General features: G+C 49.9%; 10 protein-coding genes. 6 read left to right on the top strand and 4 right to left on the bottom strand.

Annotated elements, in window-relative coordinates; all coding sequences use genetic code 11:
- Positions 1 to 6: 6 nt before the first annotated feature.
- Together N6C22_RS13120 and N6C22_RS13115 are read right to left on the bottom strand one after the other, a co-directional pair.
- Positions 7 to 3,639 (bottom strand): BREX-1 system adenine-specific DNA-methyltransferase PglX, encoded by a 3,633-nt coding sequence (locus N6C22_RS13120; protein WP_261651564.1) that lies wholly within the window; start codon positions 3,637 to 3,639, stop codon positions 7 to 9.
- Between the two features lie 329 nt (positions 3,640 to 3,968).
- Positions 3,969 to 4,439, bottom strand: coding sequence for a hypothetical protein (locus N6C22_RS13115; RefSeq protein WP_261651563.1), 471 nt, complete (start codon positions 4,437 to 4,439; stop codon positions 3,969 to 3,971).
- 162 nt (positions 4,440 to 4,601) lie between these two features.
- Between N6C22_RS13115 and N6C22_RS13110 the strand changes: the two genes are divergently transcribed.
- Positions 4,602 to 7,220 carry a hypothetical protein gene (locus N6C22_RS13110; protein ID WP_261651562.1) on the top strand — a complete coding sequence of 873 codons (2,619 nt, stop codon included), beginning with the start codon at positions 4,602 to 4,604 and terminating at the stop codon, positions 7,218 to 7,220.
- A 171-nt stretch (positions 7,221 to 7,391) separates the two neighbouring features.
- Here N6C22_RS13110 and N6C22_RS13105 read toward each other — a convergent pair whose 3' ends face one another.
- A complete protein-coding gene (locus N6C22_RS13105; RefSeq protein WP_261651561.1) occupies positions 7,392 to 7,718 on the bottom strand; it encodes a hypothetical protein in 327 nt (108 codons plus the stop codon).
- Positions 7,719 to 8,206: 488 nt separating this feature from the next.
- Between N6C22_RS13105 and N6C22_RS13100 the strand changes: the two genes are divergently transcribed.
- The gene (locus N6C22_RS13100) at positions 8,207 to 8,818 is read left to right on the top strand and encodes a rhomboid family intramembrane serine protease (RefSeq protein WP_261651560.1); all 612 of its coding nucleotides are present in this window, start codon (positions 8,207 to 8,209) and stop codon (positions 8,816 to 8,818) included.
- A gap of 543 nt (positions 8,819 to 9,361) precedes the next feature.
- Here the strand turns inward: N6C22_RS13100 and N6C22_RS13095 are convergent.
- Entirely contained in the window at positions 9,362 to 10,045 is a 684-nt protein-coding gene (locus tag N6C22_RS13095) for a hypothetical protein (RefSeq protein ID WP_261651559.1), read from the bottom strand.
- 650 nt (positions 10,046 to 10,695) lie between these two features.
- Between N6C22_RS13095 and N6C22_RS13090 the strand changes: the two genes are divergently transcribed.
- The 4 genes from N6C22_RS13090 (at position 10,696) to N6C22_RS13075 (ending at position 13,632) form a co-directional block, all read left to right on the top strand.
- Complete coding sequence (locus N6C22_RS13090) at positions 10,696 to 10,965, top strand: hypothetical protein (RefSeq protein WP_261651558.1); 270 nt, start codon at positions 10,696 to 10,698, stop codon at positions 10,963 to 10,965.
- A 603-nt stretch (positions 10,966 to 11,568) separates the two neighbouring features.
- Entirely contained in the window at positions 11,569 to 11,988 is a 420-nt protein-coding gene (locus N6C22_RS13085; protein WP_261651557.1) for a hypothetical protein, read from the top strand.
- Positions 11,985 to 12,512, top strand: coding sequence for a hypothetical protein (locus N6C22_RS13080; RefSeq protein ID WP_261651556.1), 528 nt, complete (start codon positions 11,985 to 11,987; stop codon positions 12,510 to 12,512). The genes N6C22_RS13085 and N6C22_RS13080 overlap by 4 nt, the downstream gene beginning before the upstream one ends.
- Positions 12,454 to 13,632: a site-specific integrase gene (locus N6C22_RS13075; protein WP_261651555.1), complete on the top strand. Its 1,179-nt coding sequence runs from the start codon at positions 12,454 to 12,456 to the stop codon at positions 13,630 to 13,632. The genes N6C22_RS13080 and N6C22_RS13075 overlap by 59 nt, the downstream gene beginning before the upstream one ends.
- Positions 13,633 to 13,870: the final 238 nt, after the last annotated feature.

Here is a 13,870-nt window from a genome sequence, read left to right as displayed (position 1 = left end):
CTAGTTTTATTTGAAGGGCCCTTCGTCTCGCAAAAGGTCGAACTTCTCGAACACCATGTCGAAGTAGTTATCCGTCATAATTCGTGGCTTCGATACTCGGTGGAAATCCTCGAGAATGAACTTAACATCTCGGCGTTCCAATCCGTATGCATGGCATGCAGCGGCATCAATTTCTGCTTGTAATTTATTCCGGGCATCCTGATTAGTTTCCGCCTTGACACCACCAAGCCGGTCGCGCATCTCAGCGAAGTCTTCTCCATAACAATTCAGTTGTGCCGCTCGCTCGGAGATGTAGTGGAACCAATCATCACCTTCTGTGAGCCGAGGAATTTGAGACTCCTTGAACTTGTATTGGACAATACTTGTATCAATTTTTGTCCTCATCAGGAAGTCGAAGGGAATTGAGTTCAGCAAACCAACGACCACAAACATTTCTTCATCGGTGAAAATTCGTTGATATGCACTGTGGAGTGGATTATCAGATAGAGAATCTTCACTAGGCGAAATTTCGTATGGGTGCAAAGTATGCACTTTGTGATGGCAAATGATTCCTTTTGGAAGTACAGCCGCGATCATGGTTCGTTCATCGGAGGAACGGGCAATTTCCCGGTACCCGATTCGGTACTCTGTACAATCCAAAAGTACGTCCCCCATATGCAACCCTTCACCCCTAGTCTCTTCAAGTAGATTGTTTACGAACGCTTTCTGAGATTTATTGGACTTTGGCCCCCCAAACTTATCATAAATAGCCTTTTTGAGGTTTCCATTGTTGAAATTCCGTTCTCTCACCCGATACTTGGCAGACGCCTTGGGATTTTGTTCTTCTTCGATGCTGAATAATTCTGGAGGTTGAACCTCTACTTCAAGAGAGTTATCATAAAGGAACTGGTATAGATTGCGCCCTCCGTAAACTGGATAATCCCCTTCCTCTTCCGATTCCACAAATCGATTGGAAGCACGGGCTCTATCTAGTTCCCGACATGGAATAGCCTTCCACGTATCCTCGATGTCTTCTGCTAAAGATGGATGTTGGAATATTTTATTCAGAATATTGGTTTCTGTTTGGTTAGTCAGGAACGGGAATATCCGAGCCTCTGGTGAGTATTCGGCTAGAACTGTTCTGGGGATATCAACCGCTTGCTGCTCAATATTTTGTAATATGGACAAGTCGTTTTGGTTGAAAATCCCCTTTAGACTTTCTGTTCTCCCCGAGTTCTGGAATGTAACCACTGCAAACTGGTATCGGTCATCAATTCCTGAAAATATGCCCTTATTTTCAAATCCAATAAGCGAGGTAATAGATGCCTCGTTCAGCATTTTCATCCGTAAGTCTTTGGAGAATGAACCGTTGAAGATCACTCCTGGGAGAACCTGGGCTATGTATCCCTTATTCTTGACTAATTCAAACATCCTTTCGACAAATAGCCCAGCAAGATTATTTTCATTAGGGTCTTTGCGGCCAGCTATTACTGGTGTTTGTAATTCATACTCCGGCCCATCAGTGAAATACCGCATTTGAGTTTCAATATTCGCTTGGTACTTCTCCCAGGATTGGGAAATCTCATCCTGTTTCAGGAGATCTTTCTCGATATTATCCTTCTCTGAGGGAGGACGGGTTCGAAATCTTTCATCATATTTCGGGAAGAAATCGTCACGGCTTGCTCGGAGTTGATCCCATGGAGGGTTACCTATCAAAACATCGAAGCCACCATCTGCATATACCGTGGCAAACTCTAGTACCCAGTGGAATGGGGAGAAGGTACGTACCTCAGCGATACCGATGTCGTCTACACCAGCCTCACGGAATTGATCCAGAATTTTCTCATTGAGTTTTTCTCCGTGATTGCTAATGCGTGATTCTGCTAACCGCCGAGCGTTTGCTGCTTCTGTCGCGGAATCTGCTGCCCGATGGTGCTCAACTGCACTGATGACATCGTCATACATTCTCCCAACGCTCTCGCCAACACCACCGCCGTAATTGGTTAACGAAGCATCACCTCGGTCGTTTGCAACCTCTTGAATGTCAGTAAACCCAATAAGCGAGTTCCCTTGGCGGATATTGAAGTCGATGTTTGGCAGTGGTTCGACCTCGCTGGGCTCATCTTCGATGTCAGCGACCATCGAGAGCCACAAACGCAACTTACAGATCTCGACTGCTCCATCATCGATGTCCACTCCGTAGAGGTTGTTAAGGATGATCGACCGCTTCGCATACAGGGAAGAACTCCCACGTCCCTCTTCGATTGTTTCCAGCTCCTCGACAGTACGTTCCTCCAGTTCCCATGTTTTCCCTTCGTCGTCCATCTGCTGGAAGAACTCGATGCACTGCATGTAGATGTCCAACAGCACTTCCTGAGCAGCGAGCAGGAACGCCCCACTCCCAACCGCTGGGTCGAGAACTCGAGCTTCCTTCAGGAAGTCGTGATACAGCGTCTCCACGTGCCGTGTCTCGACGTTTTCAGTTGGGACTTGTGCCGTGACCGCCCCGCCGTCGGCTAGCGCCTCTACTCCGCCCTCAGCCTCCGGAGCAGGGAACCCAAACACGTCGTCAATCTCCTCATAGTTGGCACCGACCTCCTCATTCAGCTGGTCGAGGAGGTACGGGTGAATCGTCCGCCGAGACATGAACCCGGTGATCTCCTCGGGGGTGTAGTACGCCCCCATCTCCTTCTGGTTGACCGTCTGCTCGAAGATATGCCCGAGGATGGCCGGCGAGAGGTTCTTGGGATCGACGATGTCTAGCCGTTCGTCCACGTTCCAGTTCCAGTCAGAGAGGAAGTCAAGGATATCCCCGAACAGCTCGTTGGTTTGTTCGGTTGTCTCACCGAGTCGAGCGTCTTCGAACTCCTCCTCGATGGGATTCTTCGAGAACAACCCGCCGTTGAGGTACGGTAGTGCGCCAAACTCGGTGCTCTTCTTGTTCTCGGCGAGAAAGTCGAAGAATAACGGTTCGTAGAACTCCTCGTAGACGTTCTCGTCCTCGTCCACGCGTTGCTTGTGGTGGTCGTGGAGATAGTTCGGATCGCGGTTGAGCAGGCGTTTCTCCTGAATGAAGTAGAGGAAGATCATCCGGTCGAGCGTCACCTGCACGTAGCGCTGCTTCGCGTCACCACGGTCGTCCGGAATGCCAGCGACTTCCTGCACGAGATCAGTTCGAAGGGTCTCGAACTGCTGGTAGAACTCCTTGACGACCTGCTTGGTGTCGTAGAGGTCGTCGTAGATTGCTGCCGCCGAACCGTACTCGAGGCTGTTGAGCTTCTGGAGGATAGTGTTCTTCTCGCCACCCTCGCTGGTCATCTGTTCCTTGGTGAAGGAGAGCTTCTGGTGCTTAATCCGCCCGTGTTGTTGTCCGTCGAGCGCGCGAATGCGGGTGAGAAACGTGAACTCCTCGTAGTCGTTGGTGGCGACGAGGTTAGTTCGACGTCGTCGGTCGTCCGGTTTGAAGTCCGAAGCCGATTCTCCAGGCCCCGCTTCGACGAGGACGATGAACTCGCGGTCGGTGAGCTGGAGGACGAGTTCGTTGTCTTCACCGAGGTTGTCACGAACTTTCAGCCCGCGCTTTTCAAAGGTAGATGCGACATCGGAGAGCGAATCCCAGCCAGCGATATCATTCGCTGTAATCTGCTGGAGTGTAGCCATAGGGAACCAGTCTTGTTAAAGACACATAAATCCATACACGAGCCTAACAGACCACTGTCCAATCTCCACCGAAAAGATACGCAAACAATGTTAGGTGAATGAGTCGTGGTAGTGATTACTCGCAGCTGCCGACGACTCTGACTGGGCCGTCGGTCTCGGGACAGAAATCAAGGTCTCCAAGTGGGATATTGAGAGTCTCGGCAATGAGGTTGCTTGCTAGGTTTTCGTAAGTTTCAGTTGTAAAGTAGGACGGGATGACTGTATGTGACCGTTCATTCCTGGCGAAAACCGTGGGAATATTTTGGGTCGGGTTGGCAGATAATATATGCTCAATTCTCTCTCTCCATACGCCGAAGAAACTCTAGTCCATTAGTCACTGTGCATGAATACCGATTTTGCTTAGCAGCATCCTCGATCTCAGGTGTGCTGTATTCGACTCCAATATAGACAGAGTCCTCCGGGGGGTCAGGGCGTTCAACCATTGTGAGTTCGACAACATGACCACCAATCTCGACCCAAGCATGTTCAAAAGGTATGAAATCTCTAATGAGAACAAGACCCTCGACATATTGACAATCATCTAATAAAGCAGCGACTCGGGCATTCATCCAACAGCGTTTCGGCTTGGAATCAATCTCATTGATAATTTGAGTTGCTCTCTCACGGACGTCATGTGGGAGAGTACTTGTATCTCGAACAGATCCATTTTTGAGTAGAACATCTGCGAACCGGTCTTGGGTTTGTGACATCTGCTCAATGTGGTTCCAGATGTCGTTGGTGAGTTCTTGGTTCGATTTCACATATTGGAGTGGTCAATAATCAAATAAAACGGTTTGGGGTGTGCTCACCCCCTGTTCCGATGTGAGACCGTGCAAGGCGGACCATACCTTGTCTGACGGACTTTTTAATGCACTTACTGGTATTACCACATTTACTATATGAGGTCTCCGAACACCCAAAGTATGGAACCGAGCGTCGGGCTGGCCTTCGCTTCGACAAAAACGAATCCAAAGGACTTCGACGTACACCTGACCAATATCTGCCCCTCTCGTCGAGAATGGCTCCCACAACTAATCGAAGAACTGCTTCCTTGGATGGTCCAAGCAGTTGAAGAAGTAGCCACTCAATACGATCCGGTCTCGCTAGCCAGGTCACGACCCGGTCTCATCCCTGAAGGACTCAAACGCGAACAGGTAGATGCTTCAAACGGCTGGTATCGCTGGGCAGCCACGAAGTTCATAATCAACTATAGGGACGAATCTATCGATGACTGGCCCTCCTGCGGTAACGAAAATCCTCCACAGTCGTTTAAAGCTCTGACCAGAGTAGCCACGGGTCGTGACGGCACAGATAGCACGATTGACGACATATCCACTGGGCCGGTTCAGTTGATTAAAATTTGCTCTACCACCCCCCGTGTGTTGCTTGAACTTGATGAGGACAAATGGAGGAGAACTCGGCGTAGTCAGCGTGAAGCAGGACTCGAAACAATCGCTATACTCTCTAAGGGTATTGATATGGAAGTCCTGGTCTCGCCCCCTCTCAAGAAGTTCCTGCTCGAAAAGCACCACGACTGGTGTGAAGAGCACCTTACTGAGGATTACAAGACATACTCATGTGAGTACTCACCTGTGGACTCGACGCAGCATCCCCTTGACCCGGAAGATGTGCTAGCCAAGCTGGGTGAACTCGCGTCGAGCAAAGGACGACTACAGCTACTAGCGGCAATTCCGGGTGAGCCAGGAGAATTTCGGGAGTTGCGCGATTTGAAGGCGGATCCAGCTCTCAATATCCAACCAGGAACGATTGACCGGTACTACCGAGAACTGGAACAACGCTATGGGTTTGTCAAAGTAGTCGAATCGCGCTATAACTCAATCTCTCTGACTTCAAGTGGGAGATACGCCCAAAGTCTCGTGACAGAGGATTATCGGGTGCGGCACCCTCACCAAGCTAGCGTTTCCCCCCACACTACCAACCTCCCTCAATCAGAAACAAGACTAGTGTGCAGGTCCGACTCTCCCCAGCCGAATTTCGAGGGTCACCCCTTCGAAGAGGCTCTCGAGGCGAACGCGCAAATTCTCATGGGAAGGAAGGTCCGCAAGTTGTCGCTACCTGACTCTTGGCTCAATGATGGAGAGCTGGTAGAGCGGCTGAGAGCTGGGAGACACGCCGAAGGTGTGACACTCATAGATGACCGAGTATCCAAATTCGAAGATGGGAGAGTAGCGTATCTCGGTCACTCGGAGAATGAGGTCCATGTGGTGACTCAGTGGGGAGGCCCTGTACCCACACTCGTACGTCTTGCTGCTACCTTATTCAGCGACCACGCTTTCGACAGTATTCTCACCTCATCTCGCCTTTCACCGATTCTTACAGATGACACAACTTTCGACCTGGTACGTCTCGGACGGCAGCTAGGCTGGTATTCTGAAGGCGAACGAGACTACGACCAATTCCGTGCGAAGTACTCCAGTGTCTGTACAGACTTACTCGGCCAACTCAGTTCCCGCAGCGAAAGTCCCCAAGCATGGTCGCGAGTTTGTAAACAAGCACACGGATTGCTTGCCTCAGCAACAACACTGTATGATATACTCGGGTTCGACGTCACAATCCACATCAGAATCCCCGACACGAAGCAACTCACCAGAGATGACTCTCGGTACCAGAAGTTCATTGGGTTCTTGCAGAATACAGTCCCGAAAAGCGCCACGTATAAAGGTAACTCAGCGCCTCGCATGCTACTCGAGACGGACGGAGACAAACTCAGTTACAGGTTACCGGTAGACATCGACATCCAAGATAGACATGCAGAGCTCACCGCAAACTGGGTCATCGTAGGACCCTCCGTGACTAATTTCCAGGCGGATATCGTCGAAGTACTAGAAGCGATTCCTGTTCGTGAACAAATCGCCGCAGGCACGGAGTCAGGAATCGTAATCCCGGTGGAAGTAGCACGAGCCAACACATACACGGGAATTCGAGAGACTGTAGAAACCGTGCTTGGTCGGTTCGATAGAACCCTAGCGGACCCTCTGAGCTACTCCACTGTAACGAACATGTTCCTACATGTGTTCGGGAATGGCTCGAAGAGATCCCTCACGTGTTCCCCATTCGATGTAGCAGAAGCTCTGATAGCCACGAACCGGTTGGCACCACCAGGCGAACCACTATCGCTTCCTCTACTCCTGCGAGGATTGGGCGCAGTCTCCCCAAAGAAAGTGTATCCGTGGCTACCGCCGACAGCGAGGAAATTGATGAGGGCACTGTTCGCAGCAGGTCGTCCGATTGGACGCTCCGAGATAATCGAGAAGGCCAATATTTCAGAATCATCCTACGATCGGCATCGCCGTGAACTTGAGAGAGCGGGACTCTTGTGGGTAGCCAGTACCTATCGTTATGAGGCAGTTGTTCCCGGTTGTGATCTTACTAGTGACATCTCGGGCCGACTAGCGGCCTCCGATAACAACGGTTCTCAGTACGTGCTCCATCAGTGCATCCTAAGCGCCCAAATCAAATCCCAGTTTGTCGCCTCCGTACTTACCCCCTCGAGAAGTGTTGAAACCGTCCAAATCGGGTGAGCTAGAACACCAATCTGCTTCCTGAGTGCCATGGGTAGATTCTCTGTTCAATCGTGTCTACGCGGGTCAGCTGCAACAAAAAGATAGCAGAGTTAATTCTACCCAGAAATCTCAGAATTATTTGGGCGAGCTATAAATTGTGTTCGTTGATTTGGGTTTAGCACTTCGGTCCTATCCAAGGAGTGTGAATAGGATCACACCCCCCACGATGATTGAGGAGTACGTGTACCAGATGAAGTTGTAATATCCTTCAGGAAGCTTAGCCTCCGTTGCGTACGACAGAATCGCGACTCCACTTACGATGAGCCCGAGGTCAGCGTATAAGAGCAGCCATTCTGGTGGAAACAGAATCTCATAGACGTAGACGTTCAACGCGATCCCGTTGGCGAACATTGCTGGTCGGCTAACGTAGTGCTTCTCGACAAGAAAACCTGTAATAATCAGACCAAACACCCCCAAATTCACGATGAAGAACTCAGGGAGAGACTCTACTAACATGCAAACCGTTGTGGGAACTGCAATACTATGAGATTTTCGACACGAAGGCGTCAGTCACCAAGTAATACTAAATTAAGTGTGCTGTTCGTATATTGGGTAATCTTTGAATGGTGTAGTTGACCTCTGAATCCAACCACATTCGCGCCCTCTATACGTCACGGGCACTGAGACCTACTCGGAACCTTTCAGAAACAGCGTACAGCATACAGAGAGTGAAATCACCAGAAAAGACATACTGTTCAGAGGACACCTTTCGAATCAGCTGGCAGAGTTAAGATGTTGAAGGAATCCTGTCGCGTCGAAAACGCAGAGAAGTGCCGGAATAAGGGGCCATATCGTCCCTCTCTTTTTTCTTGTTCAACGGTCAAACGACGGATAGTACAATGAGTCAATTGAGTCAGGATTTTTCTGATACTGTTCGGGGTATTTCCCGTGATCTTTGGAATCGAGATTCACCGATTACTAAGTGGCTTGTTTTACTGATTTGTGTGGTATTCCTTGGCCAGGAGATAGCAGCAGTTGTTTTACAGGCTTCAATTATAGGAGTAACTTCGTACTTTTTCCTTGAATACCCTGTTCCTGCTTGGCTTCTCTCTTTCTTTCTCCATAAGGGGATTCTACATTTCTTAGCCAATATCGCACTAATTGGGATTATAGGCCGAGTTGTTGAACAGTACTTTTCCACCGGTGCCTATCTTCAATTCATAGCGGTAGCTGCTGTTTTCTCAGGTATCGGCGCATTCCTGTTTCGAGCTCCGTTCACTCCTAAACCAGTTGCTGCCTATGGAGCCAGTGGATTCGGGTATGCTCTTGCTACGTACTCGTTCTATCTACCTTTCAAAGGCGATGTTAGTTCATTGAACTCTCTAAAGCCTGAAAATCTGCGGTCTAACACAACACCGGCGGAACGATTTGTATTCCTTCTCGGAGTATCTGCGATTATCCAGATTACATACAACCTTGCGACTGGTCCATACTTTACAGTAGAGTGGACCAATGGAGCGCATTTGATTGGAGGGTTAGTTGGATTGGCGATTGGATGGACCTATCCGCCAACCATGTCTGAGAGGGCAAGGCGAATCCGACTAACATCAACTTGAACGGCATTATCTAGTCAAGACCATCTCATCTGTCCAATAATGAGCCCTATCTACATCAGTTATCCCACTGACACAGATATGATAATTTATTGTTATTAGCGCAATCTTACTAATTTTGGCAGAACGCGTCAATACGAAAGTGCGGACCTCAAATTCCGAATCGCAGGGCATATATTCGTTTTCAGGTATTTTTTCGCGTATTTCCCGCTCGTTTTGTTTTGAGCGTTGTTTTGTGTAGAGTTTGAGAGCTGGAAAAAAGTCTATATGCGTTGGGATTCGCTGTAGCTCTTCACTTTGACCCTTATCGGCACCGCTCGTTTTGTAAGTGAAATCTGTAAAATCTCAATCGGAGCCATATATGCACAGCTATCGGGTAAACTCGCGCATATAGTTCTCCGAAGTATCTGCATAGGTCCCGTTTTTGTCCCAAAGATAGTAGACCTATGCAACTAATCAAGATCAACATCCCTCTACCACCACGATACTGACAATTTTTTGCCAACACCTTGCCGTGCGGCATGGTTGTCACACACTGCACAAATACTACGTCATTGAACTAGCTCCACTTTGAGACCCGGTTCGTGACAAGCAGGAGATGTCATCATCGGGTGCCAGCATCGTTCCCAGATCAACTTCGCCACAATCATATTTTCCGACTCTAGCACTGGGCCCTTTGATGCGCCGAATTTTGTCTTCGTACCAGTTCCGGCAGATGCCACTCGGAGAAAACACGATGTAAAACCCATACCCGTGCCGTTGCGCAATACTGACTCTCGAGTGTAACCGTGATTGAAATTGTGCTGACTGGTGTTGCACCTCGATAACCACACCTTCAATCCGCTCACTTTCAGGTAGTTTAGCCCCTACATCGAATACATTGCAGCTACCTTTCTCCGACTTTTTCAACGCGTATTCTATCTTTGACTCCTCGAATTGTGGCTCATTTCTCAGCTGTTTATACACAATCTGCTGTATCAATGGGTGATCTCTATCGTTCGTCCGGTAATCTTGGTAGCAAGTACGGTCCACACGCGTGTGGATGAACCGTCTCTCTTCGAAGATGAATTCCAGAGGCTCCATCTGTCCGAGCTGGTCATAACAGTTCGGGCAGAAGAGTAGTCTGTCCTCTTCGGACAGACCAGTACATTCCACTGTGTACTCCGGAGCCGAAACGATCTGTCCATCAAGTCTTCTTGCGATGTATATCTCCGAATTTTCGAGGTCCATGCTGTATCCTCCGAATTGTTGGGAGAAGATAAAATCATGAACCGCATGAGTCTCCAGCACTGTAGTATACCGAATAGAGCACATTTGGAGGCTCTTGTGTTTGAGAAGCTCAATGCGAGCCTTAGTGATGAGCTTCTCAAACTTCCTCGAACAGTTAAGATCAAAATTTACAAAAAGTCAGTCAATCCGACTGTCGGAACCAGAATTGTATGAGATAATCCAGAACCCAAGACGCCGGGAAACAATCCACATCCTAGCGGCCCGAGATCGCCCCGATTCGGTGTCATCCCTCGCAATCAGATTAGCGGCGACTGAACGCGATCGACCGCCGCAAGCTCTCACAAAGGACCAGCGACATCGTTTCTACATCTCGCTGCACCATGTACATCTTCCAGTTCTGGATCGATACGAGCTAATCGAGTGGGACAAAGACTCAGGGGCTATTCTCGTTCGAGCGCAAACCCACGAAATTGCAAATCTGTTAATAGAGATACAGCAGCGCCTTGCACGGCCCGCTAGGCTGATTCCGGAGAGTACGTGTGACTGAACACAGGACGTTTGATTGTAGTTCTCTAGAAAACCAAATTACGGAGTTGTGCCATCTCTTGCAGGCAGATCGCCGCCGGCATGTCATCCGATACGTTCTTGAGATGGAGGAGGGACAAAGTACAACCCTGCGTGAGATTGCCCGCTACATTGCTGCAATCGAACACGGAGTGCCACGTAGTCAAGCAACTGGTGAGATATACCATCGTGTGTACTCCAGTCTGGACCAAGCACACCTTCACAAGCTCGCTGAAGCAAAAATAATCGAGATTGATTCTCGAGGGAAGACGATTACCCCCGGGCAGAACATCCCGAAGATCGGGCTAATCCTGAGAATTCTGGAGACTTTGTTGGAGAATGTGAACGAAAAATGAGGAGTGGTTGAGACAGCTAAGTGAGATAACGTTTAGTAACTAAGTTACCAACTAATTCCCAAATCCTTTTAAGTGGGTGGTGGGCCTTTTCAGTTGCTTTCCCACCATATCCGGGAAGCAAACTGGGGGAATACAAGTCGCGTTCCCACGCCCGTCCCAGCTCCTGAAACATGAGGACGGGCGCTAGTGCGACAGTCCCTCCTCGAAGCCAGAAAAAAGAGTGACAACGAAAAAATGATTAGACATATCTATCTCTCTCATCGGTTGACCGCCCTCCAAACAGCCCTTCCCGCACGTTCCAACGGAGGCTCGCGAAATGAGTAGCGAACCCGTTGAACATGGTCAGCCGTGTTTCGATTCCAGCACTGACAGCAAAAGCGAGACCAATCGTGAAGCAGCCAAGATTGTACGCGCTGCCGATGGAACACCTGTAACAGTCGCAGTTGTACTGGATAGACGTGAAATCCGCAAACTTGGGATCTCCGCTGACACCGAAGCGGTGGTCCCTAGCGTATACAAAGGCGCGATTTTGCTGACTCCCGTAGAACAACCCGAATCTCCTCAGGGAAATCAACACACAGACTTCAGCGGGGGTGACTGAGAGTGAGCAAGCACGTCGCCACCTACGTCGAAGAGGAACAGCACGAACGCTGGGCACAACATGCTGACAGCATGGGCATGTCTATGAGCGAATGGGTCCAAGCGATGGTAGAAGCTGGTCTGAAAAAATTCTCTCGAGCCCCAGCCTCTGACAAGACCCGTGATGAACTCCGTCAGCAGTGCAACGATCTTCGCTCCGAGCTCACGCACGCACGTAATCGAATCCAAACACTCGAATCGCAAGTCTACGCTAGTGAGGGTAACACGATTGTTGAGTACGTAAAAAACAATCCGGGTACAGAGTATCCGAACGTCGTACAGCACGTCATCAATACGGCCAATTCCCGTGTTGCCAAGATTCTCGACAGGCTGGATGGGGACGAGCTTGACATCGACGAACACGGGAGGATGTACGTTCAATGATCGAGACGAACTACGACTACAACTCGGGGTATCACCAAGGTAGTCTAGTCGAACAAGACGCTCGCGCGTTCCTCGGGGTATACAAAAGCGTCGAGGATGTGCCCGCGCGACACTATCTTTCTAACTTCAGGACCGACGTGGACGCGAACGAGGCGTGGAGGAAATTCTGTTCGGATGAACTTTCCAACACCAGCCAGCACACCCGCGAGACCGTGTATGGACGCGCGTACGAACTCTGGTGTGAGTATTGCGAAAAGCACGACGTACATCCTGCGCTTGCTGATCCCGATGACATCGAGGGCTGGCTTACCGAGCAGGTGGCAGCCTCCGATGCCTCATTGAAGACAACGCATGACACCCGGTTCAGACCCCTGTTTAAATGGTACCGGTGGATGGCGTTCAACCCTGACTGGCCGCACCGTTATCAGCCGACGATTATGGCCGTTCTGTTGGGCGGTGCGACGTATGATATCTGGCAGACTCGGCTGTGGGACCGTAAGAACATACCCCAAGAAAATGAATAAGAATCCAGAAGACAAAGTAGCGGAGGCGTTTGGGCGCACGAGCGACCCATTGGAAGTGTATAATGAGGAAATGAAGCAAATCGATGTGGACTGGTACGACCGGTACCTCAAAACTCGTATCCCAAAAAAGGACATAGCGGGTTCATTCGCGAAGAAATACCAGGAAGCGTTTGACCAATGGAGTGAGTTTATGCAGCGGGCGTATCCCGAGCGCGAGCCCACTCTCGCGAGTCACCATCACGTAGAGGCGTGGATAGAGGAGTTGACCGAGCGGATGAACGGTGACTCGGCACGTAAGCTGGTAAACCGCGTTGCGGAGGTGTACGAGTGGATGCAAGAGGACAGTCGGTTCCCGCACCCCGACGAGTACAATCCGTACGAATTAGCGAAGAAGAATAACGAGGGACCACTTAAAAGCCCGGACACGCGCGAGTTCCCCAAACTCGATATCCATGATCTTCGCAAGCAGGTGGCCGGCATAAAGCACGTTGGTGAGCGGGCTGCGACGGTTTTTGGAGTGAAAACAGGTGCTCGCCCAGGAGAGATCGGGAATCTGCGGTTCGAGGACGTGCACGTCACGAACGCAGACGTTCTGAACCACTACAACGGTGAGGGACAGGACCATGACCAGATGGGTTCCCATCCTCAACTCGAAGGGCGTCCAAATGCTGTATTCATCGACACAAAGAAAAATCGTCCTGGCAACAAGCGAAAGAATCCGACGGTCATTCCGCTAGATGACGAGATGCGCCGCGTTCTCATCGATTGGCTATTGATCAGGCCCGATAATGGGTCACCATGGGTGTTCCTTACGCAGAAAGGTGGGCAAATGAACCCGTCGAATCTACAGTACGTGTGGAGGAAGCATTGGTGGCCTGAGTATCAGATTACGAACGACGATCAGAAGCGGTCAATTAGTCCCCACTGGGCCCGGCACTGGTTCTCATCGTGGTTCAGGTTGGAGGCTCGGATGCCAGAACCCTGGGTGCAATACATGCGGGGTGACGTACAATCGTCTGAAGTCGATAATACCCGAGACGCGTTCCATCGATACATCCACGTAGAATACGAGCATATCGAGGATGAATATCGAGAGAAGGTATTCAGTCTAAATCTCTAATCGGCGCGGTAGATGCGTACGTTGTGTGTTGAGGTGCTGTTCTTACTATTCTGCTGTTTCCATGAAAACATGGTCAACACCGTCGATGTATTGGCTTGTACTTCAAAATCAAAGAGGTGCGCCCTCACCCGGCATTTCAACTGTACGAGATACAAAGGATGCAGTCAGCACCCGGCTGTCGTTTGTTTCGGCGTCTGTTGGCTGAATGCGCTGAAACACATGGAGTGCGAGTGAATCA

The sequence above is a fragment of the Haloarchaeobius sp. HME9146 genome (assembly GCF_025399835.1).
Classification (GTDB): Archaea; Halobacteriota; Halobacteria; order Halobacteriales; family Natrialbaceae; genus Haloarchaeobius.
Note: the sequence above shows the minus strand (reverse complement) of the source record. Positions and strands in the feature narration are given on the sequence as shown.